The 25,107-nt window shown below is 68.6% G+C and carries 23 protein-coding genes and 1 pseudogene; 10 read left to right on the forward strand and 14 right to left on the reverse strand.

Features of this window, described 5'->3' with window-relative positions; genetic code table 11:
• Window positions 1–160 precede the first annotated feature (160 nt).
• Window positions 161–289: a hypothetical protein gene (locus AB0N02_RS29730; protein ID WP_363953133.1), complete on the forward strand. Its 129-nt coding sequence runs from the start codon at window positions 161–163 to the stop codon at window positions 287–289.
• Window positions 290–805: 516 nt separating this feature from the next.
• On the opposite strand, the gene AB0N02_RS29735 is transcribed toward AB0N02_RS29730, so the two are convergent.
• Both AB0N02_RS29735 and AB0N02_RS29740 read right to left on the reverse strand, forming a co-directional pair.
• Window positions 806–1,174, reverse strand: coding sequence for a hypothetical protein (locus AB0N02_RS29735; protein ID WP_363953135.1), 369 nt, complete (start codon window positions 1,172–1,174; stop codon window positions 806–808).
• A 966-nt stretch (window positions 1,175–2,140) separates the two neighbouring features.
• Window positions 2,141–2,950, reverse strand: coding sequence for a MerR family transcriptional regulator (locus tag AB0N02_RS29740; protein WP_363953137.1), 810 nt, complete (start codon window positions 2,948–2,950; stop codon window positions 2,141–2,143).
• A gap of 394 nt (window positions 2,951–3,344) precedes the next feature.
• Here AB0N02_RS29740 and AB0N02_RS29745 point away from each other — a divergent pair, with 394 nt between their 5' ends.
• Window positions 3,345–3,926, forward strand: a complete 582-nt coding sequence (locus tag AB0N02_RS29745; protein WP_363953139.1) for a hypothetical protein — start codon at window positions 3,345–3,347, stop codon at window positions 3,924–3,926.
• A gap of 314 nt (window positions 3,927–4,240) precedes the next feature.
• Here AB0N02_RS29745 and AB0N02_RS29750 read toward each other — a convergent pair whose 3' ends face one another.
• Window positions 4,241–4,726, reverse strand: coding sequence for a hypothetical protein (locus tag AB0N02_RS29750; protein ID WP_363953141.1), 486 nt, complete (start codon window positions 4,724–4,726; stop codon window positions 4,241–4,243).
• A gap of 67 nt (window positions 4,727–4,793) precedes the next feature.
• Between AB0N02_RS29750 and AB0N02_RS29755 the strand changes: the two genes are divergently transcribed.
• Window positions 4,794–4,946 (forward strand): hypothetical protein, encoded by a 153-nt coding sequence (locus tag AB0N02_RS29755; RefSeq protein WP_363953143.1) that lies wholly within the window; start codon window positions 4,794–4,796, stop codon window positions 4,944–4,946.
• Window positions 4,947–5,213: 267 nt separating this feature from the next.
• Here AB0N02_RS29755 and AB0N02_RS29760 read toward each other — a convergent pair whose 3' ends face one another.
• The 3 genes from AB0N02_RS29760 to AB0N02_RS29770 form a co-directional block, all read right to left on the reverse strand.
• Window positions 5,214–5,786: an RICIN domain-containing protein gene (locus AB0N02_RS29760; protein WP_363953145.1), complete on the reverse strand. Its 573-nt coding sequence runs from the start codon at window positions 5,784–5,786 to the stop codon at window positions 5,214–5,216.
• A gap of 238 nt (window positions 5,787–6,024) precedes the next feature.
• The gene (locus AB0N02_RS29765) at window positions 6,025–6,336 is read right to left on the reverse strand and encodes a hypothetical protein (protein WP_363953147.1); all 312 of its coding nucleotides are present in this window, start codon (window positions 6,334–6,336) and stop codon (window positions 6,025–6,027) included.
• Between the two features lie 347 nt (window positions 6,337–6,683).
• Window positions 6,684–6,839 carry a hypothetical protein gene (locus AB0N02_RS29770; protein ID WP_363953149.1) on the reverse strand — a complete coding sequence of 52 codons (156 nt, stop codon included), beginning with the start codon at window positions 6,837–6,839 and terminating at the stop codon, window positions 6,684–6,686.
• 79 nt (window positions 6,840–6,918) lie between these two features.
• On the opposite strand from AB0N02_RS29770, the gene AB0N02_RS29775 reads away from it, so the two are divergent.
• Window positions 6,919–7,254 (forward strand): hypothetical protein, encoded by a 336-nt coding sequence (locus AB0N02_RS29775; protein WP_363953151.1) that lies wholly within the window; start codon window positions 6,919–6,921, stop codon window positions 7,252–7,254.
• A 317-nt stretch (window positions 7,255–7,571) separates the two neighbouring features.
• Window positions 7,572–8,576 (forward strand): RNA polymerase subunit sigma-70, encoded by a 1,005-nt coding sequence (locus AB0N02_RS29780; RefSeq protein ID WP_363953153.1) that lies wholly within the window; start codon window positions 7,572–7,574, stop codon window positions 8,574–8,576.
• Window positions 8,577–8,902: 326 nt separating this feature from the next.
• On the opposite strand, the gene AB0N02_RS29785 is transcribed toward AB0N02_RS29780, so the two are convergent.
• Window positions 8,903–9,466, reverse strand: coding sequence for a dihydrofolate reductase family protein (locus AB0N02_RS29785; RefSeq protein WP_363953155.1), 564 nt, complete (start codon window positions 9,464–9,466; stop codon window positions 8,903–8,905).
• Window positions 9,467–10,412: 946 nt separating this feature from the next.
• Window positions 10,413–11,438: a helix-turn-helix domain-containing protein gene (locus tag AB0N02_RS29790; protein WP_363953157.1), complete on the reverse strand. Its 1,026-nt coding sequence runs from the start codon at window positions 11,436–11,438 to the stop codon at window positions 10,413–10,415.
• Window positions 11,439–11,773: 335 nt separating this feature from the next.
• Between AB0N02_RS29790 and AB0N02_RS29795 the strand changes: the two genes are divergently transcribed.
• Both AB0N02_RS29795 and AB0N02_RS29800 read left to right on the forward strand, forming a co-directional pair.
• Window positions 11,774–15,448, forward strand: a complete 3,675-nt coding sequence (locus AB0N02_RS29795; RefSeq protein ID WP_363953159.1) for a hypothetical protein — start codon at window positions 11,774–11,776, stop codon at window positions 15,446–15,448.
• A 247-nt stretch (window positions 15,449–15,695) separates the two neighbouring features.
• The gene (locus AB0N02_RS29800) at window positions 15,696–15,950 is read left to right on the forward strand and encodes a DUF1883 domain-containing protein (protein WP_363953259.1); all 255 of its coding nucleotides are present in this window, start codon (window positions 15,696–15,698) and stop codon (window positions 15,948–15,950) included.
• 282 nt (window positions 15,951–16,232) lie between these two features.
• On the opposite strand, the gene AB0N02_RS29805 is transcribed toward AB0N02_RS29800, so the two are convergent.
• The 3 genes from AB0N02_RS29805 to AB0N02_RS29815 all read right to left on the reverse strand — a co-directional run bounded on the left by AB0N02_RS29805 (window position 16,233) and on the right by AB0N02_RS29815 (window position 19,916).
• On the reverse strand, window positions 16,233–17,216 hold the full coding sequence (locus AB0N02_RS29805; RefSeq protein ID WP_363953161.1) for a winged helix-turn-helix domain-containing protein: 984 nt from the start codon (window positions 17,214–17,216) through the stop codon (window positions 16,233–16,235).
• A 529-nt stretch (window positions 17,217–17,745) separates the two neighbouring features.
• A complete protein-coding gene (locus AB0N02_RS29810) occupies window positions 17,746–18,591 on the reverse strand; it encodes a recombinase family protein (protein WP_363953163.1) in 846 nt (281 codons plus the stop codon).
• A 401-nt stretch (window positions 18,592–18,992) separates the two neighbouring features.
• Window positions 18,993–19,916: an NmrA family NAD(P)-binding protein gene (locus AB0N02_RS29815; protein WP_363953165.1), complete on the reverse strand. Its 924-nt coding sequence runs from the start codon at window positions 19,914–19,916 to the stop codon at window positions 18,993–18,995.
• Between the two features lie 95 nt (window positions 19,917–20,011).
• Between AB0N02_RS29815 and AB0N02_RS29820 the strand changes: the two genes are divergently transcribed.
• Window positions 20,012–20,578: a TetR/AcrR family transcriptional regulator gene (locus tag AB0N02_RS29820; protein ID WP_363953167.1), complete on the forward strand. Its 567-nt coding sequence runs from the start codon at window positions 20,012–20,014 to the stop codon at window positions 20,576–20,578.
• A gap of 223 nt (window positions 20,579–20,801) precedes the next feature.
• Window positions 20,802–20,954 carry a hypothetical protein gene (locus tag AB0N02_RS29825; protein WP_363953169.1) on the forward strand — a complete coding sequence of 51 codons (153 nt, stop codon included), beginning with the start codon at window positions 20,802–20,804 and terminating at the stop codon, window positions 20,952–20,954.
• A 22-nt stretch (window positions 20,955–20,976) separates the two neighbouring features.
• Here AB0N02_RS29825 and AB0N02_RS29830 read toward each other — a convergent pair whose 3' ends face one another.
• Window positions 20,977–21,945, reverse strand: coding sequence for a helix-turn-helix domain-containing protein (locus tag AB0N02_RS29830; protein WP_363953171.1), 969 nt, complete (start codon window positions 21,943–21,945; stop codon window positions 20,977–20,979).
• Window positions 21,946–22,016: 71 nt separating this feature from the next.
• Between AB0N02_RS29830 and AB0N02_RS29835 the strand changes: the two genes are divergently transcribed.
• A complete protein-coding gene (locus tag AB0N02_RS29835) occupies window positions 22,017–23,123 on the forward strand; it encodes a saccharopine dehydrogenase NADP-binding domain-containing protein (protein ID WP_363953173.1) in 1,107 nt (368 codons plus the stop codon).
• A gap of 121 nt (window positions 23,124–23,244) precedes the next feature.
• Here the strand turns inward: AB0N02_RS29835 and AB0N02_RS29840 are convergent, their stop codons facing one another.
• Together AB0N02_RS29840 and AB0N02_RS29845 are read right to left on the reverse strand one after the other, a co-directional pair.
• On the reverse strand, window positions 23,245–23,391 hold the full coding sequence (locus tag AB0N02_RS29840) for a hypothetical protein (protein ID WP_363953175.1): 147 nt from the start codon (window positions 23,389–23,391) through the stop codon (window positions 23,245–23,247).
• A 1,083-nt stretch (window positions 23,392–24,474) separates the two neighbouring features.
• Window positions 24,475–25,091, reverse strand: a pseudogene (locus tag AB0N02_RS29845) (AAA family ATPase).
• Window positions 25,092–25,107 lie beyond the last annotated feature (16 nt).

Here is a 25,107-nt window from a genome sequence, read left to right on the forward strand (position 1 = left end):
CACCGAGGCTTCGCGCCAGAGCGGGTACGGAGCGGGGCTCCCACCGGTTGTATCCCCCGGTGCCCGGCCGCCAGGACAACTTCCAGCGGTCGGCTCCAGGGCGTGCCAAGTGGGCGTTAGCGGGTGGGATCCGGGTGCGGCCCACCCGGACCGCGGGCCGGTGACGTGCCGCCGGTGCCTGAAGCTCACCGGGCACGAGCCGCTCGGCGAGCAGTTGGAACTGTTCCCCACAACGGAGCAGGACGCGGCCGCCGATGGCGAGGACGATCCGGCGGACGCCACAGCCTGACCCAGGGGAGAGTTTCGCGAGGCACTCGCGCGCAGGCGCGCGTGAGGAACACGGCGGCGGGTTTCGCCAGTTTCGCCAGGGTCTCTACGCGCGCGGGGCACGCGGGGGTGTCTGGTTAGGACGCTCTGAACTGGTCCCACCCGCCGGACGTGGTCAGTCGAAGAGCTCGGTGACTGCGGCCTTGATCCGGTGGCCGTTGCTGTCGACGACGAGCGTAGGGCAGGCACCTCCAGGACGACGGGGCTGACGTTGTAGAAGCCGCCGTAGTACTCGTACTCGCCGCCGTCGAGGTAGGCCTGGAGTCGTCGCTGTCCATGAGGCACACCCTGGCGGCTGAGCCGCGCAGTTCCACCTCTGGCTTCGTCGACGAGTTTGGGAGCCGCTTGTAGCTGGTTTCGGGAGCCGGATGCCGATCTTCAACGCCGCAGATGTCGGCGAAACCGAGAGCTACCAAGAGCCGCGTGCAATCCCGTTCGTACCGGCCGAGACCGTGCGGCTGCCGCGAAACGCTCAGTCTCAGCGACAGGCGTTGCAATCGTCGCACAGGGTTTTGATCCAGGGACGTTCCCTGGCCTGGCCGGGATTACCGCAGTACTCACAGATCCTGGCCGACTCCTGTTCAGCGGCGCGTACGAGGAGTGTCGCCGCGTCGTCCTCCTGCTTGTAGCGTTCCGCCTCGTGTGGTTCGGGCCACATGTCGCCCCCCTGGTGCAGGTGGCGCAACAGGCCGGTGAGGAGGTAGATGCGTAAGGTGCCGTACTTCTCCTTGACCTGCTGGACGCTGTAGCTGGGGCTTACGGCCAGCAGCTCCTCATGTAGGCGTTGCAGCAGCGGATGCCAGCCTGGGCCGATGCCGTCAAGGTGGGCGGGGATCTGTTCCGACATGGCTTCATGATCTGATGCAGCGGGGTCGGCTGTCGACAGCGTCAAGAGCATGGACGTCCCGGGGCGACCTGAGCCGCGCGGTTGGCCCCCGAACTCATCAACACCGCACATTCCGGCCGATGATCTCGAAAGCCACTGACCAACATCTGGCTCCGATTCTCACCAACAGAACCACACCTCGAAGCAGGCGCCGCCCGCGCGCGATCCGAGCTCCCAGTACAGATGCTCCACACGTCATTAGTAACGCCTCCCACGATGGAACGGCAGGCGAAACCGGGGCCGGCCGCCTGGAACGAGGCGAGACTTTCGCGACTTTCGCGACACCCTACGCGCACGCGCGAAGAAGACCACGGACGCCGAGGAGGCGGACCGGAGCCCTGCCCGCCAGGCCGGGCCGGGGAGCGTAGCCGTCGCTTGCCCGCCCGCAAGTCCCCCGCACCCGCCGATGCGGGCAAGCGCCGTAGGGGACTTGCCCGCGGGCGGCGCTGACGGCTCGATCCGGATCCCGGGCCGAGGCGAGCAAGGGAGAGGGCGCTGGAGGTTTTCGGAGTTTTTGGAGTGCCTTACGCGCACGCGCGAGGCCTTCGCCCTGCCCCGCACGGTGTCCTGTCGGCTGGAAAGCCGCACCTCTTCGCGGTGCTGACCTGCGAACTGCGATGTAGGTCCGAACAGGGGCGCCGCGGGTTGCCCGGAATCACTTTGCATTGTCGGGAACGACGGTTGTTGCGCGCGGACCTGACGTCAGCGGGTCCTGCGGACTCGTTGTCGGCGAGCTCGAATGACGCTGGCGGCCGATGGCCGGCTGCCGTACGGTGCAGCCGGTATCGGGCCTCGGCCCGGCAGCACACGGCGCAGCCCCTCACGGTGCCGGGGCGGTCTCGGCCCCGGCACCTGTCTCCTGCCCTGCTCAGCCGGGGCGATGAGTCCTTCCGGTGAGGCGGTCCGTTCGCATGATCGCTCCGTTGGTCATCGGATCGGCCAGGCAATTTGGGTGAGCAGGTCGGCCTCGGCGGTCATGGCTGGGTCGTTGAGGTAGGTCTCCCGGGGCGGGCCGGCGATCTCGTGGCCGTGCTCGGTAATCCAGGTGGTCAGAGCGTGGTAGGCGGGGGCGATCTCGTCGTGGCGGCCTTGGTGGGTGGTGACCGCGGCGGTGACCTCGGCCGTCTGGCCGACCTGCACGGGAGAGGCCTCGGCGACGGGTGCCCCGATCGGTATGCAGATCTCGATGTCGCCGTCGTTGTCGGCGTCGATGACATCGTGGAACACCAGGAAGGGGGCACCGGCCGGGGGCCGGCCGGCTTGCGTGAGGGCCCCGACGAGGACGCCGAAGCCCTCGGCGACCGTCGCACCGGTACCGGCCAGATCGGTGTGGCGGCGCACTGAGGCCACGATCTGCGCGGGCAGGGTTTCGACAGCGATCGTGTAGTTCATGAGGCGCTCCTCGTCGTTGATCAGCCGAGTGATGACGGCCAGCATGTGATCGTGGCGATCGCGCTCCGCCCGCAGGCGTCGCCGGTGCGCGGCCAGCAGGCGGGAGACGTCCGCCGGAGAGGCGGCCAGCACTCGCCTGATCTCCTCGATCGGCATGTCGAGTGCCCGCAGCCTGCGGATCGATTCCGCCTTGCCCGCCTGTCCGAGCGCGTAGTAGCGATAGCCGTTGGAGGCGTCGACCTTCGCCGGCCGCAGCAGATCCAGCTCGTCGTAGAGGCGCAACGCCTTGACCGACAGCCGGGTCATGGCCGAGAACGTGCCGATCAGCACCAGCTGAGCCATCATCAACCTCCATCACATCCTGGTCCGGCCACCGTCGTCCCTCCTCCCAGGGGAGAGTCAACCCGGCGCCTACGAGCACATCGCGCGGTAGAAGACGATCCCGCCACAGCGAGCAGGCCATCGGCACCGACGTCAAATTCGCGCGCAACAACGGTCCGGTGGCCCTCATTCTGCGGGGCGGTTCGCTGCTGGACGTCCGGCTCGTTGCAAGGTAAGTCCGAACGGTGCAGCGCTCACTGCCACCTAAGTCCAAACACTGCAAGGTCTCCTTGGACAGGACAACCGGCCTGCAGCTCCATCCGGGCCTTTCGGTGCGGTGTCCCGGAGCAAGTTAGTACATAAGTCGGACTTAACGCCCAAACACTCTTCCGGCAGGGCATGATCGACTTTGAACGGGGTGTCACAACGGAGCGGGGAGGGCGCGGTGGCCGGACAACGCAACAGGCGGCGGCCGCGCACCGGCCAGCCCATCCGGCCGCACCGGGTCGGCCCGCTGCGCCTGTCGGATCTGGAGCCGGCCGCGCTCACCCTGGCCGCCGAGCGCCGCACGCTGAGCGTCGGCGCCTACGTCAGCGACGTCGCCTTGAGCGTCGCCCACGAGACGTTGAACCCGTTGCCGGCCGACTGGCGCGCCCAGCTCAACGCCTTCGCCGACGCCCGCGCCGCGATAGCGAACGTTGCGGCGAGCCTGCGCCGGCTGCCGGCTGAAAGCGAGCCCGGCGACCGCGACGCCGTACGGCTGCAGCAGATGCTCACCGACGCCCAGCGCACGGTGATGCGCATGGAAGATGTGTGCGAGGTGATCCTGCGCGAGAACAAGGTACCCACCCTGGAAAGCCGCCGGCGCCGGCAGCGGCGGGCCGCGCAACGCGCCGCGGCCGCCGCCACGCACGGGTCTGGCGCGCCGGAGGCGGAGGAGTTCGAGACGGAGCTCGAAGACGAGCCCGAGGCCGAAGTCGAAGACCGGTACGAACCCTGACCACCTCGGCTGCCACCCGCCGGGCTGAAGGGGGTTGGAGCGGGTTTTGAGCGTTTCGGGGCCGCCTTACGTGCGCGTGCGCGCGAGGCCGGGAGTCGGAAACGCTCCTTGACCGCAGTCGTGCTGACACGGGGAACTTCTCAAGGATGCGGCGCTCCCTGGCCGGTGCACAAGCACCGAGCACGACAGTCTGCTCGACGTCGGGCCGCGCCGGTCGACGACGGCCAGGTGCACGTTCGTGGCGTGTGGCACAGCGGCGTTTTCGGGAGTTTCAGGAGGCATCTACGTGCGGGCGCGCCTCAGCTCGGCCAGGTTCATCCCGACGAATCGTCGGTGGGCTTCCCGCTTGGATTACCGGCCTCCTGCGCGTCCCGTTTTGCCTGCAGCCGTTTTCGGACCACGACGCCGGACCAGGTGCTGGTGGCGTGAGGTTCTCCTCCTTCGATGGCCAGGGCAAGCGCATACCCGAGACGCGTGCGGTCGCCGTGTGGAGGGACGGGGCTCCTGAGGTCGTATCCGGTGGCGGGAACATCCCACACCAGGACTCGCCACTCGGTGTCGTCCTGGTCCTCGAACAGGAAGTAGTCGACCGTCTCGGGGCAGGCAGCAACCAGGTAATCCAGGTAGGTGTCGAAGCGCGCCCGGCCGAACGCCCGGGGAGTTCCCGGGGCGTCGTCCTCCACTCCGCGGTCCACGTCCATGTCGCCCGCGTTCCCATACGTTGTGACCCATGACCAGGACCGGTCGCGGTTGTCACGGGTCTGGATCACGAAGGCGTACTGGCTGCCTGCGGAACTCATGTTCCCCAGTCTGATCTCCCGCGCTGAGCAACGCCATCGATGTGCGCACGGAGACAGGAGCGCGACAGTGCCCGCCGGCCAGTGCGTCACTCCGTTCGTCGCTGCGCTCGCCGAACCGGCCGAGTTCCAGGCCGCCCGGCAGGCCGTCGGCGGGGGCTTCGTGACGATGCCCAAGTGGGTCCGGGTCCTGGAGCGGCACTTCCCCGCGCAGGAGTCGTAGCCGTCTTTCCTGGACTTCCAGACACCCCTACGCACGCGCACAGGGACCTACGCGAACGGACTTTCCGCAGTTTCCGCAGGGCCCTACGCGCGTGTGCGCGAGGCCTGCTGACCAGAATTTTTTCAGTTTTTTCACCCCCTTACGCGCGTGCGCGCGAGGAGGTCACGGTCCGTCCGCCCAGTAGTTAGCCGCCGTGTGAGGGCCCGTCGCCGGTTCTATGCCGGGACGGCTGCGTCCACGTGTGGCGTCCGGTTGTGACAGGTGGGCTCAGATGAGCTTCCATTCCTGGTAGGGCAGGTCGTTGGAGCAATCCTGCTGGACCACGAGGACCCCGTCGGCGAGGCTCCCTTGCGGGACCGTCAAGCACTTGCCGCTGTGGCGGGCGATCAGGCTGAAGTAACCGTTGGGCCGCTGGACGAGCCGCCATTGCTGTTGGGTCGTGTGGTAACCGGCGTCGCAGGTCTGCTGGATGACCGACGCCTGGTCGGTAGTGGCCCCGCCCTGGACCTCCAGGCACTTGCCGCTGTGCTGGGCGCGGATGGTGTAGTAGTTGTCGGCGAGGAACCCGTTCGCGAGGTCGCTGTTGTATGCGGCGACGAAGTTCCACGTCTGGTTGTCGGGCGCGTCATAGCAATGCCACTGCTGGACGGGCTGTGCGGCAGCCTGGCTCGCGCCCGGGACGTCCAGGCACTTGCCGCTGTGGTTGACCATCAGCTTCGCCCTGAACAACGGGGCGTTGCCCGCGGCCGCCGCCGGCGTGGCGGGGCCGGCGGCCAGCATCGTCCCGCTGACCGCCAGGGCGCCCAGGCCGGCGGCGAGTACTCGTCGGGGTGTCTTCAAGGTGGTCTCCCTTGGTCGAGGTTGCCCGTCTGAACTGGGCGACGCACCTCAGGTGTATCTGAAAGGCACCGTCGAGGCGCTGAACGACACGGCGAAACAGCTAGACGGCCGACTCCAGCGCCTGGACCTCCCACTGCACCGGCCAGTGCCCCTTTCCGGCTTACTTGGTCTGCCCCCTGGGGAGTGTGTTCCGCGCGGGTGGGGCGGTGCGCCTGGCCCGCGCGGAACGGATGCCGTCTTACGGAATCCGCTGGCAGCCGAGCGCGACAACGCCGTCCGGTAGCTGCGCGCGGCCCCCGTCCCGGCACTGGAACTTCAACCGTGGCTCCTGGCGGGTGATCAGCAGGGACTCGCCCTGGAACTCGCCTTGGGCGACGGCGCCGTTGGAGGCGACGCAATTGCCGTGACCCAGCACGACGCGGCCGGGCACGGCCACGTCACAGGTGTAGGTGGGGGTGGCGTCGGCCTGGGCGGGGGCCGCGACGGCCAAGGCGCCGGCCGCCGAGACGGCGGCGAGGGTGATGGTGAAGAGGTGGCCGGAGAAACGCATGGGGGTGGTGTCCTTTCTGAGGTAGGAGGGTCACCACCCGGAACATTACCAACAGTAATCAGATGATTGCCTATCGTAATAGTTGGGGTGCTGTTACCTTCTGCCGGCCTGCGGCGCAGAGACTGTGCCGCTACCTCCGCGGCGCCCGGCAGGGCGCCGGCGGCCACCGGGCGGTAGCGGACCTGGCGCAGAGGCACGCCCCCGCCGTAGCCCTCGACGATCCGGCGGGCCTGGTTCACGATCGGCGGCCACTGGATGCGGCCCATACCGGGGTCCCCGTAGTACTCGCCGAAAATCGGGCGGATATGGCGCTGACCAGCGATGATCCGACCGGGCAGGCGGCACGATCACCGGGGGGTCATGCGGTCTGCGAGTTCGTCGGCGCCGGGTGTCCAGGTACCGCGCTGGGCCTCGATGCCGTCAAGTCGGCGCTGGGTGCCTTCTTTGCTGGGCTTGAGGTAGCGCTGCAGGGTGCGGCGGTCTTCGTGGCCGGAGAGGTTCATCAGGTCGGCTTCGGTGGCGCCGTCCTCGCCGGCGTGGGTGAGTCGGGAATGGCGCAGGTCGTGCAGATTCCAGCCGTCGGTGGCGGCCGCCGAGGTGGCGTTCGGCGGTGCGGTAGGTCATGCGTCGGCGGCGGCTGGCCGGGTCGACGTCACGTACGGGCGCGGTGCCGTCGTCAGGGGCGATGCGAGCGGACAAGAAGATCGGCCCGCAGGTGCGGCGGCCGAGGAGCTGGCCGAGCATCCGGGCGGTGCGGATGTCGTCGGCGTCAACGGACAGCTGTGGCTGGCAGCGCTCCTCACCGGCCCCAGCCTCATCGCGCTGGCGAAGATCTTTGTTCTCCGCCGGTCGGATGCCACCGACATGAAGCAACTTCAAGCTCAGCGCGACGCTGTGACCGCGCCACCGCCGGTCTGAACCGTCGGTCAGGCGTCCTGTCCGACCTCGGCGAGGCCGCGCGGGTGACTGACCTCGCCGAGGCGGCGTCTGGTTTGGCGTCGCGGTCGGAGGCGCGCCGATGCGGACCCTAAGTAGCAGGCGCCGAGAAACAACGCTTAGCCGTGCTGGCCCCACCTCGACATCGAGGGTGTGCCCGACCCGGAACACGTTCCCTGGATCGACGCCGACCCATCCGGCCTGGCGAACGGCCCGGTGTCAGCGGCTTCACCGATCAGAAATCCTCCGCCACGTCGTCAGTTCTGTTAGCCCTCGCACCGATGGAAGGATCGATGACCATGACCGTCACCAGACCGCTGGGCGCCGACGAGGCCACGTTCCTCGCGGCGGTCCGCTCAGGCGACACGGCGCGGTTCGCACTCATCACGGAGCGCCACCGGCGTGAGTTGCAGGTGCACTGCTACCGGATGCTCGCGAACTACGAGGATGCCCAGGACCTGACGCAGGAGACGTTCCTGCGAGCGTGGAACAAGCGGGAGTCATTCAAGGGCCACGCGGCCCTGCGGACCTGGCTGTACCGAATCGCGACGAACGCCTGCCTCGACTTCCTGGAGAAGCGCAACGACCGCACACCCGTACCGTCCGAGCTGCCGGACCACGGCTCCGAGGTGCTGTACCTGCAGCCCTACCCCGACCGGATGCTCCCCGAGGACCCGCAGGAATCGGTGGTGGCGCGGGAGACGATCGAGCTGGCGTTCATCGTCGCCGTCCAGCACCTGCCGCCGCGGCAGCGGGCGGTGTTCATCCTGCGCGACGTCCTCGGCTGGCCGGCGTCGAAGGCCGCCGACGCCCTCGAGCTGACCGTCGCATCGGTGACCAGCGCACTGCAGCGGGCCCGTGTGACGATGCGCGAGCAGCTGCCCGACCGCCGCCTCGACTGGCGGAGCCCCGCCACCCACGAGCTGTCGAATGACGAGCGCGGCGTGGTGAAGTCGTATATCGACGCCCATGAGCGCAACGACCTCGACGGGCTGATGTCCCTGCTGCGCGACGACCTGCGCTTCGCGATGCTGCCCGAGCCGGGCACCTCGGTCATCACGGCCAAGGACGCGGTGGACGGCTGGGTCTCCGGTGGGCTCTTCCAGCGCGGCCACGACGACTGGCGCTGCATCGCCACGACGGTCAACCGCATGCCTGCCGCCGTGCTGTACCTCCGCACCCCCGACGACCCGGAGTACCGGCTATTTACCATCGCGGTCCTGCACATCGTCGACGGGAAGATCGCCGAGCTCACCGGATTCGACGCCACCGATAAACCCTGGCTGGGCCTGCCCCCGATGTAATCAGACAAAGGCCCCATCGTCGACGAGTCCAGCGCACGGGCCGCCGTCACCGAAGTCATCGCGGAATGAGCACCCCGACCAGCTGAACACCAACGCGACAACACGAACACCACCGCCCCGCCGGCAACGCCGGCGGGGCATCTTCACACCCGAAGAACATCGTCACGATCAACGACGCCGTCGCCCTCATCTCCAGCAAGTCGGTCAACAGCTCACTCGGAACGCAAGGAAGGACCCGGGGAAGGTTCCCTCATAGCCGAGGGTCACGGTGAGCACGCCAGGAAGGATTTCGACCTGGCCTCACGAGCCGAGCATCTGGCCCGTGCTCATCGCCTCGTCTCGTATCGGGTCAGCACCACGCCGCCGGGAAACGTCCGCGTCTCCACCAGGTTCAGGTTCACCCAGTTGTCCAGGGCCGTAAAGAACGGCGTGCCGCCGCCCACCAGGACCGGGTGGGTGACCAGCACGTACTCGTCGATCAGCCCGGCCCGCATGGCCGCCCCGGCGAGCGTGGCGCCGCCGATGTCCATCGGGCCGCCGTCCTCGGCCTTGAGCCGGGTGATCTCGGTGACCGCGTCGCCGGTGACCAGGCGGGTGTTCCAGTCGACCGTGCTGGTCGTCGAGGAGAACACCACCTTCGGCATGTCCCGCCAGCGGCGGGCGTACTCGATCTCCGCCGGTGTGGCGCCGGGCCGCTGGTCGGCGGTCGGCCAGTGGGGGCTCATCGTCTCCCACAGTTTGCGCCCGTACAGCGCCAGGCCGGTCGCCCCCACCCGGTCGGACCACCACTGGAACAGCTCGTCGCTCGGTACGCTCCAGCCGAGGTCGTCGCCGGGCGCGGCGATGTAGCCGTCCAGGCTCAGGTTCATGCCGAAGATCAGTTTCCGCATCGTGCCAGCCTCTCGTGAGTCGATCTCACACGTACAGACGGGCACGGTGCGGAAACCTAATCGGTGCGCGATCTGCGTCCGCAGGTAGTCCTCGCGTTCCGGACTCGGCGCAGCGTACTCGGCTGGGCTCGAGCACTACCCACCGCCCTTGTAGGGTGCCGGTAAGAAACGCGTCACCAAGCCCAAACGAGCGTGTTATGCCTGGTCAGAGCTTCGTATCCGAATACGTAGACCCTGCTGAATGCACGTTCTGTTCCCTTTGGCTCAGGCTGGCCGAGCTGTGCGAATGCCTCATTTTGGGCCTGGTGACGCGTTTCTTACCGGCACCCCTAATTCCTGTACCGGTCCTCCTCGACCTCTAAGAGGTAGAAAAAGACGGCCAGGTCGCGGACGATGATGTTGGTCGAGGTGGCCGTTTAAATCGGTCGGCCCGCTTACCTGAGTGAGCCGACCGATGAACTAATTACACTTTATCGATGCGATGGTATCGCCGAGAAGTTATTCCTCAAGGAAAAGCCGCTGACCCCTGTAGACCGACTGGCATGGAGCGTCGTAGATGCGACTCCCTTGAGGGAAGAAAGTACTGGAATAGCCGTCTATCTCAGTGGCGTATGCGGCCACGCTCAGCAGTGGGTCACCCCAGAATCCCTGGTCCAGGCGGTAGCACTTTTTGGATCCGCAGTTGTTGTGAACCTTTACGTAACGCACCCCCGTGTCATTGTTGGTTGACCAGCCTAGAAACTGAACACATGATGCGACATTATTGAGACTTGCGCTGTCGCTTGGCTCGCTGTCTGCGGAGGCAGGGTTGCCTGCCACGCTTATGGCTGCTGTAGCTGTGACGGCCATAAGCGCGAGTCGAGAGCGAAGCCTTCCTCTTTGTGCTGTTCCCATCTGATTCCTTGCGAGCTGTCGGCCTTTTCGTTTCTGTTATGTGGTGGAGCTTCTAGGAAGTCGTTGACGGTTTCCGTACACTTGTTGATGATTCCTGCCGTGTCCCGGAACAGGCGTGATGGCGATAGTCGGCCGGGGAAGTGCCGTATGCGGAGCGGAAGAGGCGGCTGAAGTGGGCGGCGTTGATGAAGCCCCAGCGGATGGCGATGGCGTGGATCGGCCGGGAGGTCATGGTGGGGTCGGTCAGGTCGCGGCGGCAGCGTTCCAGCCGCCGGTGCCGGATCCAGGCGGCTATGCTCAACCCTTGGTCCTGGAAGAGCCGGTACAGGTAGCGGGTGGAGATCTGGTGGGCGGCTGCGACGGTCTCCGTGCACAGATCCGGGTCGCCCAGGTGCTGGTCGATGAAGGCGTGGATGCGCATCTGCAGTGCTTGGCGGTGAGTTTCCGGGGGCAGTGCGGTTTCGGCTTCAAGGTGGTGAGCGAAGGTCGCGGCGACCAGGTCCAGGGTGATGGCCGACAGGCGAGCGGCATCGGCTGGGGTGTAGGCGGCGGCGTGCCGGGCCAGGCCGGTCAGGTGCTCGGCCAGCAGCGCGCCGATTCCCTGGGTACCGGGCAGGTGGGTCGCGGTGAGCCGGGCGAGGTCGTGGGCGGGCAGCGGCAGCAGGTTCCTGGGGAACTGCAGGATCATGCATTCGACGTTGCCGACGCCGTCGCGGGTGGCGGTGTGGGCGTCAAAGGGGTGGGAGGAGTCATACAGCAGCAGGTCCTGGGGCGGGGCGACGGCCTGGCGGCCGTGATGCTCCAGCGCCATGGTGCCGCGTAAGGTCAGGCCCAGGGAGTAGACCTCGGGGTCGGAGCGGCGGATGAGAGGCGGGGTGCGCCGGGACTGCAGCGGCGGGTAGGACAGCCGCATCAGCCGGGCCGGGCCGAGCTCGAGCAGGCGCAGGCTGGCGGGAAACTCCGCCTCATGGTCGCTGCGCATCAGGGTCGGCACGAGCGACTGGGTGGTCATCTCGTGCCACCAGGCGAACCGGTCGAGTGCGGGCAGGTCCTGGCTACGGAGCACCGTCTCGATCACAGCCGGCTTCCTGCGGCGCATTCCTCATCCGCTGTGGGAACCGTTAACGGCCCACCATATTCATTGATACGCACGAAAGCCTCCGTTCGTGTTTCGAAAAGCGCGATTTCTCCGTTCTCGCTCAGAGGTAGCCGCCGCAGGGGTTGTTGGGCAGGCCGGGCGTCGGTACGCAACAAAAACAATCCGATTCGTGCAGGTCATAGCCCTGCGGTGGGTGCGTCCGAAACCGCCCGGCCCCCCGGCGGAAGCCGCGCCCCGGTTGCCGCCTTTTCCCGCTCTGAGTTAATTTGACGGCGCGGGTGGTCTTTCGGCGTCGAGCAATGAGGGGCACCTGGATGGGTCGCAGCGAAACCCCCCTGGACCCGAGCGCGGGAGCGGTGCAGCGTTTCGCCTTCGAGCTCCGCAAACTGCGCCAGGAGGCCGGTGGCCCCACCTACCGGGAGATGGCCGGCCCGGCGGGGTTTTCGGTCAGCGTGCTGTCACGGGCGGCCGCCGGGCAGCAGCTGCCGTCCTGGCCGGTTGTGGAGGCCTACGTACGCGTCTGCGGCGGAGACGTGGCCGACTGGCGGATGCGCTGGCAGCGGGTCACCGACGAACAGGACGTCCCCGCCACCGGGCGGCAGGAGCGACAGGCCGCGCCGTACCAGGGGCTGACGCACTACGACACCGGCGACCACGACCGGTTCTTCGGGCGACAACGGCTGTTGGAGCAGGTGACCGGGCTGCTGGGGCGGCGGCACTTCGCCGCGGTGTTCGGCCCCTCAGGCAGCGGCAAGTCCTCGCTGCTGCGCGCCGGCCTGATCCCCGCCGCCCGCCACGGGGCCCTGGGCGCGCCGATGCAGACCGTCATGGTGCTCACGCCCGGCGCACATCCGATGCGTGAGCACGCCGACACCCTTGCCGCCTTCACCGCCGATGCTGGGGGCGGGCTGATAGTGGTCGACCAGTTCGAGGAAGTGTTCACCTTGTGCTCGGACGCGGCCGAACGGGCCGCGTTCATCGACGCTCTACTACAGGCGGCCGAGCCCGGCGGCGGGCGGGTGGTTCTCGCGGTGCGGGCCGACTTCTTCGGCCGCTGCGCCGAACACCCCGCCTTGACCGAGGCCCTGCAGCAGGCGACCGTGCTGGTCGGGCAGATGAACCGGGACGAGCTGCGGGAGGCGATCGTCAAACCGGCCACCGCCGCCGGACTGATCGTGGAACGCACCCTGACCGCCAGGATCATCGACGACATCGCCGGGGAACCCGGGGGGCTGCCGCTGATGTCGCACGCCCTGCTGGAGACCTGGCGGCGCCGCCGCGGCACCCTGCTCACCCTGGAAGGCTACGAGCGGGCCGGCGGGGTGCACGGCGCGATCGCCGCCACCGCCGAACGCCTGTACGCCGGGCTGTCACCCGAGGAGGCCGACCAGACCAAACGAGTGCTGCTGCGACTGGTCAACCCAGGCGAGCAGGCGGCCGACACCCGCTGCCCGGCTCCCTATGACGGCTTCGATCACATCGCCTGCCCGCACAAGGCGCTGGAACAGCTCGCCGCCGCCCGCCTGGTGACCCTGCACGAACACCACGTCGAGCTGGCCCACGAGGCGCTGATCTCCGCCTGGCCGCGGCTGCGAACCTGGATCGACCAGGAACGCGAGCTGCTGCGCCTGCGGCGCCGGCTGGGAGAGGCCGCCGCCGTCTGGACTGAACACCACCGCGATTCCGGCGCCCTGTATCAGGGGGCGCGCCTGATCGCGGCCCGTCCGCTGCTGGCGCGGCCCGGCGACCTCACCGTCGCCGAACACGCCTTTCTGCAGGCCTCTGTGCAGGCGGCCGAGCACGCCGAACGCGTCGCCGCCCGCCGCAGGCGGCTGGCCCGGCTGGCGGTGGCCGCGCTGACCGTGCTGGCCATCGTGGCCTCGGGCGCCGCCGTGGCGGCCGTCACCGCGGCCCGCCAAGCCGACGCTCAAGCCAAACAGGCTCTGGCGCGCCTGGTGGCGCTTCACAGCGAGGGGCTGGCGACCACCGATCCCGTCCTGTCAGGCCTGTTGGCCGTCACCTCCTGGCGTCTGGCCCCCAGCGCAGGGGCCCGCTACAACGCGATCGCCACCTTGGCCACCTCGGTCCGGGGTGTCCTGACCGGCCATATCGGCCCGATCACTGCGGTGGCTTTCAGCCCGGACGGCCGCCTGCTGGCCACCGCCGGGCACGACACCACCGTCCGGCTGTGGGACGCTGCCACCCACCGGCCGATCGGCACCCCACTCGCCGGCCACACTGACTGGATCAATGCACTGGCCTTCAGCTCTGACGGCACCACCTTGGCCACCGCCGGAGGCGACGGCACCATTCGGCTGTGGGATGCCGCTGCCCGCCGTTCGATCGGCGCCCTGCGCACCAGCCGCCCGGACCCGTTCACCTCGGTGGCCTTCAGCCCCGACGGCGACACCCTGGCCACGGCCGCGCTCGACGGCACCATGCGGCTGTGGGACGTCGCCACCCGCCGCCTGATCGGCACCTGGCGCGTCGGCCCCGCCGGAAGTTTCGGGAGTGTGACGTTCAGCCCGGACGGCAAGACCTTGGCCACCGCCGGAGGCGACGGCACCGTACGGCTGTGGGATGCTGCTTCTCGTCGCGCGATCAATACCTGGCGCGTCGGCTCCTCCGGTTCCATCACCGCGGTGGTCTTCAGCCCAGACGGCGCAGCGCTGGCCACTACCGGAGACAACGGTGCCGCCCAGTTGTGGCGGATACATGCCCGCCGCTCCCCCGCCACCCCGCTTGCCATCCGTCTTGGTGCCGTCACCTCGGTGGCCTTCAATCCCGATGGCAGAGCACTTGCCACCGCCGCGCTCGACGGCACTATCCAATTATGGGACACCAGCACCGGTCAGCCTGTCGGTGCTCCTCTGGGCGGGCATACCTCTGCTGTCATTGCGGTGGCGTTCAGCCCGGACGGCACGACCCTGGCCGCCACGGGGGGCGACGGCAACGTCCGGCTGTGGGACACCACGCTCCACCGTCCCGCCGGCATCCGGCACGTCGGCCGTTCCGCCACCCTCACCACGGCAATTTTCAGCCCGGCCGACGCCACTTTGGCCACCATCGATCACGACAAGCGCATCCGACTGTGGGACACCACCACCCGCGATCCCGCCGACGTTCCGCTGGCCGGTCATATCGGTCCGGTCACCACGCTGGCCTTCAGCCCTGATGGCACCACCCTGGCCACCGCTGGACAGGACAAGACCGTCCGGCTGTGGAACACCACCACTCATCGTCCGCTCGAGACTCCCCTGGTCGAATCCGCCGATCCGGTCGACGTGATGGCCTTCAGCCCCGACGGCGCGATGCTGGCCACCGCGGGCGATGATGGCATCATCCGGCTGTGGGACGTCACCGCCCGTCACCTGATCGGTGCTCCGCTGACCGGCCATATCGGCCCGATCACCGCACTGGCCTTCAGCCCGGACGGCAGCATCCTGGCCATCGCTGGAGAGAACAAGAGCATCCGGCTATGGGACACCACCACCCAGCGGCCCACCGGCGCCCCGCTCACCGGCCATGTCGGTAGCGTCAGGAAGGTTGTTTTCAGTCCTGACGGTACGCTGCTGGCCTCTGGCGGAGATGAGGGAATCGCCCTGCTGTGGGACACCACCACCCACCATCCGATCGACGCTCCACTCGTCGGTCATACGGACTCGGTGAAGACGGTGGCCTTCAGCCCCGACGGCAGAACTTTGGCCACTGCCGGAGAGGACAAGACCGTCCGGCTGTGGGACACCACCACCCGCCGCCCGATCGGCACCCCGCTGACCGGCCACACCGATCCCGTCATTGCGCTGGCCTTCAGTCCCGACGGCACCACCCTGGCTACTGCTGGGCAGAGCGGAAGCGTCCTGACGTGGAAGATAGGCATGCCCTCTGATCCGTTCTCAGCGGTCTGCGCCATCGCGGGACGCTCCCTCACCCCGCAGGAATGGCAGCAGTACGTCCCCGGCCAGCCCTATCGGCAAATCTGTCCCTGAGCGAGGCGACCGCGCTTGCCCCGCGAATCGAGAGAGAAGGTGTGCAGGGCCCGCGCAACTGTGCGCTGGCCAGTGCTTAGTCAGTGGATAACTGACGTTATCCACTGAGATTGCCGTGGTTCTCAGCGGATAACGTCGTCGTCGGCGGGCGGGAAGCCGAGGCGGGCTCAGCGGAAAGGATGGCGGGGCGGCCATCGGCTGGAAGGCCTCGTCCCTCGCCTCACGAACCTCACACAATGCGGAGTATCTGTACTGGGAGCTCGGATCTCGCGCGGGCGGCGCCTGCTTCGAGGTGGAACTGCGCGGCTCGGCCGCCCGGGTGTGTCTCATGGACAGCGACGACTACCAGGCTTACCTCGACGGCGGCGAGTACGAGTACTACGGCGGCTTCTACAACGTCAGCCCCGTCGTGTTGCAGGTGCCCTACGACGACTATTGGTATCTCGTCGTCGACAGCAACGGCCATCGGGTCAGGGGCGGGGTCACCGAGGTCTTCGACTGACCGCGTCCGGCGAGTGGCCCAGTTCTTACCGATACCCCCCGCGTAGAGACCCTGGCGAAATTGGCGAAACCCGCCGCCGTGTTCCTCACGCGCGCCTGCGCGCGAGTGCCTCGCGAAACTCCCCCAGGGGCGCGGGGTCATGGGGTCCCGGTAGTAATCGCGGAAAATCCAACGAAGCTGCTCTGACCTGGGGCTTCTCCACAGCCAGCCGGGCTGTACAGGCTTGAATCATCTTCCTGTATGCGCAGGTCAGACCCAACTGCGTTGGATTTACGGCCGACACTACGAGGACCTCAGGAGGGCCAGACCGGTCTGGGTGGGGTGGTGCAGGACGCTGCTGTGGTGCCTGCGGGTGGTGATCAGGCCCGCCTCGCGCAGAACCCCGGTGTGCTGGCTGACCGCCGCCGATGAGATGCCCAGCCGGTGGGCCAGGGAGCCGGTGGTGGCCACGCCGTCGGCGATGGCGGTCAGGATCGCCGCGCGAGTCCGGCCGAGGAGGTTGGCCAGCGCGCTCGTCGACGTGCCGGTCGTCCAGACGTCCGCGGCCTGGTCGGCGCCGAGCGTGGCCGGGTAGAACAGGCGGCCGCTGGTAAGGCTCCTCGGGTCGAACATCACGGTGGGACTTCGCAGGAAGAACGACGACACCAGCAGCAGCCCCCGCCCGTCGAGGGTCAACTCGGCGGGGGTCTCATCGCCGTTGCGGATGTAGAGGGTCGGCGGCGCCCACCGGATGTCCGGATGCAGGGTGGACAGCAGGCCGTCGACACCCTGGTCGAGCAGAATCGTGCCGCGCTGGGCGCGCTCGGCGGCGAGGTGCGCGTGGATGCGTTTCCAGTGCGGTGCGACAGCGGCCTGATGGTAGGCCTCCACTCGCGACAGCGCCTCCCGCCGCGCGTCGAGACTGTCCACGAGCCCGGCCAGCACCGCCGGCGCCCGGCCGTGATGGTCGGCGTAGTAGTCGAGCTCCGCTCGGACCGCGGACCGGCTCCTGACCAGGAAGTTCTCCGCGCTTTCGGCGAAGTCGCGTCCAGGGCCGGCGAGGTTGACCAGGTCGAAGCTGGGTCCTCGCCCAGGCAGGAGGGCACTCAGGAGCGCGTACCTGGAATCAAGCCCGGCCCGCGCGCGACGCCGCCACGCGCCGAACGTCGCCTCCTCCGGCCGCCCACGCAGCACGGTCAGGCTGAACAGGGTCTCGGCCATGGGGCCCAACGTCGGCGCCACCCGTACCCGCGCCAGGTCGGCGGTGGTGAAGTGAATCCTGTGCATGCGCTCCCTCGATATGCGTCGGCATCCCTGTCAGAACCTGCCGCCGAGCGGTCACACAAAGCGCTGAGCCGCACGGTTGAGCCAGGACTTACAAGCCTCGCGGTGCATGGTTTCTTCCTGCGACAGTGAGCGGGCCGACTTTCCACAGAAGGGACGGCTCGACTTCATAAAGGCAGAAAGACAATCGGCAACGGGGGCTCCATGTCTAGGGCGGGTCCGGCATCCCTAACCGTGCGCATTCTCTTGTGGGGACTGGCAGGTGTGCTTGTGGTCGCCTGCTCAAACCCGGGGCAGGGGGCTCAAACTTCGCCCGTACCCCTCGAGACGCCATGGCTGACATGAGTGCCGAGGAGGAACGGGCACTGGGGGATGCAGAAGCGCGAGACAACGAACAGAGCCGCGTGACAGCCAGGAGCATGACAGGGGCCATCACCGTGACCGCCGCGCGTCATGTGGCCCTCCACTCGGGTCCGTGTTACCAGCCGCAAAGTAGCTGTGAGTGATCGCAGTTACGGTCGGTACAGACTTGTCAGCCCTTAACCGGTGCCGCGGCGTCGTCGTGCTCGCGGAGCATGCGCAAGACGGTCGCCGCCGACGGGTGTCGGCCTTTCTTCTTGCCGGTGGTGATGACGAGGTGGGCGGCGATGTCGCGCAGGCTCATCGCCTGGCCGCGCAGGTGCAGCGCCATCGACAGCATGGCGGGGTCGGTGACGGCCGCGCCGCCGATGCTCTTGCCGCGGGCGCGCGCCGACTCCTGGCCCTCCAAAGTCCGGTCGCGGATGTACTCGCGCTCCATTCCCGACAGCGCCGCCAGCACTGTGAACACGATTCCGGAGGGGGTGTGGGAGCCTTGCAGCTCGCCGGTGAGGAACTCCAGGCCGATCCCGGATGCTTTCAGCTGCTCGGCCGGCGCGGCCAGCTCGATGCCGCGGCCCAGCCGTTTATGCTCGTGCACCACCAGGGTCACCGCCACCCCGGAGGCTCGCATCTCCCGCGCCAGGGCGACGGCGCCCTCGAGTTCGGGGCGCACCGCGGCGCGAGTGGAGACCTTCTCAGCGAACACGCGAGTGACACCGGCGGCCTTCAGCGAGTCGGTCTGGGCGTGCAGTGACTGGCGGACGGTGGAGGCGCGGGCGTAGCCGATCCGCACATGCCCGGCGGGCTCGGCGTGCGCGGCCGCGGGGCGCGGCAGCTCGACCCAGGCGGTTCCAGGCCTGCGCACCCCCGGGACGGGCACGCCCAGCGCCTTGGTCAGGTGGGGTACCAGCCGGAAGCGGGCGGTGTGGTACTGGACGGCGACCTTGCCCTTGGCGGTCCGGCACGGTGAGCCGGCGGGGGCGGCGCAGGAGGACATGGGGCAGTCGGAGGCTTCCACGAGCTAGAAGTCGTCGTCGTTCACCCCGGAAGTGTTTCATGGGTACGTTTCAACCGTCCCGTCGTTTGCACCGACCTATGAAACAGGAAACGCCCTGGACACGGCCTCTCGCGGGCGGTGTTTCATAGGCAGTCGTCTATGAAACACTGAGACAACCACCCACCGTGATCGTTCTCAGCGATAACCGCTGTCCGCCGGTTCAGTGGTTATCTTGGGTTGTCAAGCGAAATAGCTGGTCAGCTGCTTAAAGGCGTGTCAGGCACGTAAGGCTGGTAGGTGCGCAGCAGTCAGGCGTAGCGGGCCATCTTGACACAGAGGAGGCTGAGATCAGCAAGACGATGGCCCGGGCAGAGATGAGGACCAGGTCTGGGATGACCATCGCAGCCGGCCGCCCCTCTGTATCAAGCCGCGGGCCGCAGGTGCTGCCGAGCCCATTCCTCGAAGCTGGTGAGCGAAAGGCCGAGGTCCCTGGCGTACTGCGGGCGGGCCGGCTGGCCGGCTATGTTCATCCACTCGTGTGAGGCGCCCATCGCCGGCATTCCGGCGGCGAGTGCCTGCTGCTCGGTCATGTCCGGCGCGGACAGGTGCGTGCCCAGCGCGCGGGAGAGAACCCCGGCGATCTCCGTCATTGACAGGTAGTCACTCGCCAGCTCCAGCTCGACCCCGTGGAACCGCTCCGGCTCGGCGACGGCTGCGGCGGCTGCCCTACCGATGTCGTCCACCGCGGCGAGGGACAGCCGGGTGTCCGGCTTCACGACGCTCACCAGACCGCCTTCAACGCCCCGCGGGAACAGGAAAGCCATGGACGGCAGGAAGTTCTCCATGAAGAAGCCCGGCTTGAGGATCGTCCAGTGGGAGAAGCCAGCCGCGCGAACCCGGTCCTGGATCGTGCTCTTGGCTCCCAGGCTGGCGTCCAAGGAGCCCCAGCGGCCTGTGATCCAGCCAGGAGCCTCGGTGTGCTGACCGGCGCCACTGGTGGACGTGTGTACGAACTGCGGCACTCCCGCAGCCTGCGCGCCCTCGATGAGGTTGACGGCCTGGGCTACCTCTCCGTCGAAATCGAAACCTTCGGCGGCCAGGGCGGGCATCTGAACAGAGAAGACGGCGCGGACACCCTTGGCGGCCCGCACCACCGAATCGCGATCGTGGAGATCACCGGTGACCAGATCGGCGCCTAGTGCCTCGACGGCCTTGGCTCGCTCGGTGTCGGGGTAACGCACCAGAGCGCGTACGGGAACGCCTGCAGCGAGCAGGGCTCGGGCGGTGGCGCCGCCCTGCCTGCCGGTGGCGCCGGTGACCAGGACGGGTGCGGAATCTGCAGGCATGGTGCTCCTCAGGGCTATAAACGGCGGGGGCCGCCGTTTTCTGTGCGATACGATATGGCGGGTCCCGCCATTTAGCAACCCTGGAGATGACGCCCATGCCCGACCGCCAGCGCGCGGACGCCCGGCGCAACTACGCGCGCATCCTCGCCGTGGCCGAGGAGGAGGTCGCCGCGTACGGGGCCGGCGCCTCCCTGGAACAGATCGCGCGCATCGCGGGGGTCGGCTCGGCCACCGTGCGCCGCCACTTCCCGACCCGCCGGGCGCTGCTGGAGGCGGTCTCCCATCAACGCATCGAGGCCCTGGCCACCCGCGCCCGCGAGCTAACAGGCAAGGGCGACAGCCGTGACGCGCTCCTGGAATGGCTCAGTGACGTCGTCGCCTACTGCGTCGCGGCCCGGGGGCTGGCGGCGGCACTGGCCTACGACGGGGCCGAGCCCGACCCCGTACACGAGAACACCTGCTCGGCGATGATGACAGAGGCGGGGAACCCCCTGCTGCAGCGCGCCATGCAGGACGGGGCGGTGGCGGAAGGCGTCACCGTCGCCGACCTGATCGCGCTGATCGTCGGCGTCGTCCTCGCGACGGAGCACCACCCTGACCCGGCGGCCCGCGCGGACCGGCTGTTCCGGCTGGCCGTGGCGGGCCTGAGCCCGCAGGGCTGAGAAGCCTGCTCGAAAGACCGTCCCTCGTCCTGCCTGCTTGATACGAGCCGTCAGGCGGCGAAGCGGCGGCGGGCGAACTCGAGTTGCCGATGGCCTCCTACGCTGACCCACGGCATGGAACCCGATGACTGCCGGAGGCCAACGTGACTGCGGCGACGCTGACGAACGACGCGTACGACCGGACCCTGAGGGAGATCGTTGTCAAGAGAAGGGGGTTCCACAAGTGACCAACGTGCCTGACAACCCCAGACAACCTGTCCGGCATCTGGCGGCGCGGGGCAGGCAGACCATCGCCTGCATGGCCCGCACGCCGTCGGGGCTCACGCCCGCCGCGATCCCCGACGACCTGCTGCTGGCGCTGCGCCCCTACGCCTGAGCCGGTCGCAGGCCACGCGTGGTCAGGCCACCGGGGACGTCCGGCCGGCGCGGAAGGTGCGGCGGTAGGCGTCCGGCGGGACGCCGACCGTCCGGTTGAAGTGCCGCCGGAGCGTCGCGGCGGTGCCCATGCCGGTCGCCGCCGCGATGGCGTCCACACCGTCGTCGGTCGTCTCCAGAAGCTCCTGCGCGCGGCGGATGCGCTGGGTCAGCAGCCACTGCAGCGGCGTCGTGCCCGTCATCGCCCTGAAGCGCCGGCCCAGGTGGCGGGAGCTCATGTTGGTGCGCCGCGCCAGGTCCTCGACCGTCAGCGGCTCGCCGAGCCGCTCGGTGACCCAGCCGAGCAGGTCGCTCAGCGGGTGGTCGCCGTGTTCGGGCACCGGGGCCGCGACGAACTGGGCCTGCCCGCCCGGCCGGTGCGGCGCCACGACGAGCCTGCGCGCCGCCGCGTTCGCGACGGCCGAGCCGTGGTCGCGACGGACCAGGTGCAGGCACAGGTCGAGGGCGGCGGCCTTGCCCGCCGAGGTGAGGACGCTGCCGTTGTCGACGTACAGGACGTCCGGATCGACCTCGACGTCCGGATAGCGGGCGGCCAGCGCCTCGGTGTGCGCCCAGTGCGTCGTCGCACGCAGGCCGTCCAGCAGGCCCGCCGCGGCGAGCACGAACGCGCCCGTGCACAGCGACGCCACGCGCGCCCCGGCCTCGTGGGCCGCGCGGACGGCGGCGACGAGGTCGGCCGGGGGATCGGCGTCCACCTCGGCCCATCCCGGCACGATGACGGTGTCGGCGAGCGGCAGCCGGTCGAGGCCGTCGTCGGGGTCGAGCAGGAAGCGCCCGTCGGCCCGCACCGGCCCCGCGCCGCAGATCACCGGCTCGTACCAGGGGCCGTCGGTGAGCGGCGGGGAGCTGAACAGCTCGTACGCCAACGACAGTTCGAAGTGCAGAATTCCGTTCGCGACGGCCACTGCGACCGTGTGCGTGCCAGAGGTCATGTCCGGAAGTGTACGCATCTTGTCGTTTCGGACACTCGCGCGGGGACCGCGCTGATCGCGACCATGAAGGCGTGAACGAAACTCTGGGAAACAGCCGGACGGTCGCGGTCTACGGGGCGTACGGGCACACGGGCCGCTTCGTGGTGGCGGAGCTGCTGGAGCGCGGGTTCGTCCCCGTCCTGGCCGGCCGCGACGCCGCCAAGCTGGACGACCTCGCGGCGCGGTTCCCCGGGCCGGACGCCCGGCCCGCTCCGGCCGACGATCCGGCGGCGCTCGACCGGGCGCTGGCCAGCGCGGACGCCGTGATCAACACCGCCGGGCCGTTCGCCGCCACGGCCGCGCCCCTGATCGAGGCCGCCCTGCGCGCCGGGATCCCCTACGTGGACGTCGCGGCCGAGATCGAGGCCAACCGCGACACCTTCGACCACTTCGCCGCCCGCGCCCGCGCCGCCGGAACCGTGGTCGTCCCCGCCATGGCCTTCTACGGCGGCCTCGGCGACCTGCTGGCCACCGCCGCCATGGGCGACTGGACCGAGGCGGACGAGATCCACGTCGCCTACGGCCTCGACGGCTGGCACCCGACGGCCGGGACCCGCGCGGCGGGCGCGGTCTCCCACAGCCGCCGGAACGGACGGCGCGTCCGCTTCGCTGCGGGCGCCCTGCGCTACCACGACGACGAGCTGCCGACCCGGACGTGGAACTTCCCCGAGCCGACCGGCGCCCGCGACGTCCTCGCCGAGTTCACGATGGCCGACGTCGTGACCATCCCGAGCCACCTGCGCGTGCCCGAGGTGCGCACCTACATGACCGTCCAGGCGGCGAGGGACCTGGCGTCCCCCGACACGCCCGCGCCCGTCGCCGCCGACGAGGACGGACGGTCCGAGCAGTCGTTCGTCGTCGACGTCGTCGTTGTCTCGGGCGCCGAGCAGCGCCGCGCCACGGCGTCCGGGCGCGACATCTACGCCGTCAGCGCGCCGCTGGCCGTCGAGGCCGTCCACCGGATCCTCACCGGCCGCACCCGGGCGACCGGCGTCGCCTCGGCGGGCGAGCTCTTCGACGCACGCGACTTCCTGGCGGCACTGTCACCCCACATCACCGTCCGGCATCACGCGGCGTCCGCGAGCACGGTCTCCGACGTCCTGCGGAAGCGGCCCGCGCGGTCGGCGTCGAAGGGGTAGCGGCCGCCCGTCACCACCGGACGGGGAGCACCGCCGGGCCGCCCACGATGCCGCCGGTGCGCCACGGGATCTCGTCCGCCGGGACGGCCGGCTCGGCCTTCGAGGAGTCTCAGTGCAGGAATTAGCGGTAGATAGTTGATCTTGACACCAGTTCGATGACGCCGTAGGCGCGGGCGGTGCCGGCGTTGGCGACCTGGGCGAGGAACGCGCCCGCCGCACCCGGCCCTGGAGCGGCCGACGGCGGCTGCAGACGGTGGAGTGACCTCACGGCGTCCTCCCATGCCCTGCCACAGATAAGCAGCGGGAGTCGCCCCCCGCCACAGCGAGGTGTTCTCCCAGGACGACATCGACGTTATCGCAGATGATCGGTCACTATCTGCGATAAGTGTTCGCGATCATCTCTACCGCTGATTTCTGCACTCAGACTCCTCGAAGGCCAGTTTGGACCAGGGCGGGCGTCAAGCCGTCCGCGGCCGCGCCGGTCAGTCCTCGCCGAACACGGCCGACAGCCCGTCCAGCAAGATGTCGACGTTGCCGATCGCGGCAACCAGGCACTCGCGGGCCGCCCGTATCGGCCTGTCGGTAAGAGTGCTGCAATGAAGTACATTCCGGAGCCGTCGTCCCAGGTCACGCAGGGTTTGTGTGTCGAGCGGTCAGAGCTCGGTTTCGTCCGGGGGCAGCAAGGCAGGGTCCGTGGCCGCATTGGCGTACACGCTGTCATCAGGACTTTGACCTGCGACGATCACGGCGGGAAACCGGACAGAGTTAACGTTCTGTCCGGTCAGACCTCACGCTGAGCTACTTTGCCCTTGGTGACACCGACCCGAGCACCGGACCCTATCGGACGCCCCACCCGGATCGGAACGGCGAGTGGCGGTAAGCCACGCCCCGGCGCCTCGCTAACGCCACTGACCGTTCCATTGCTGCTCGACTCCCGATCACCTCGCAGACGGCCCAGAAGGCCGGGACGAAAAGGCCATTGTGCGCCGACCGATCGGCTACCGCCAGCTCTCGTCCTCTCGCGCGCCCGCGCGTAGATGCCTCCCGAAACTCCCGAAAACACCGCCGTGCCGCGCACTGCGGCATGTGTCTGGCCGTCGTCGACCGGCGCGGCACGGCGTCAAGCAGACTGTCACGCTCGGCGCTTGTGCAGCGGCCGGGGAGCGCCGCATCCTTGAGGAGTTCCCCGCGTCAGCAGGACCGCGGCCAAGGACCGTTGCCTGTGACGAGCAACGCTCTTTGGCCGGGGATCAGCACCTTTATTTGGCCTCCTCGTTACGGACAGTGACGCGGAAGTCTTCCCCCAAAGATGCCCTGCGCCGCCAAGCAGCTTTGCGGATGTCCGGGGTGATCAGTGTGGTTGCCGCAGCGTTCGCCTGAGCGTCTCAAAAGCAGTGGGGCGCGGCAGGTCTGACAGCGCGTCGCGGATCTGAAAGGCACATTCCTGCAGGCTGTGGACGCTCGTGTCGACGTCGACGTCATGCAGTTCGTGGGAGTGCACTTGGTGATACTGCAGGGCCGCCAGCCCAGGTTGCCGGTTGCCGCGCTCGATCTCGCGGCGCTCTAGCTCAGGCAGCGGGCAGCGCACCGCCACCAGCACCGTGCTTTCGGGCACGAGCACATCGAGAAGGTCTAGCAGCCGCCAGCGTCGACTGAGCGGGTAGTCGACGACAAGGTTGTCCCCGCCGCGGCCATGCCGGCGACGGCGCGGTGGAAGCCCTTCACGGTGCGGTCGATCTCGGCCTGCAGGTCCTCGTCGGCTATCTCGCGCTTGCACCGCATCGCGTGGAACGCATCCACCGGCATGTGGAACCACGTCCCGTCCAGGACATCGAGCAGTTCCCTGGCGATACTGGTCTTGCCGGAGCTGGACGTGCCGTTGAGCAAAACGACCGTGCCGACACCTGCGGTCTCAGGAATGAAGGTATGACCTGGGTCTTGCACGCTGGCCGTCACCTCGATCGCCATGACGTCCTTTCACTCA

Source organism: Streptosporangium sp. NPDC051022 (assembly GCF_040683035.1).
In the GTDB taxonomy this organism is placed as follows: Bacteria; Actinomycetota; Actinomycetes; order Streptosporangiales; family Streptosporangiaceae; genus Streptosporangium.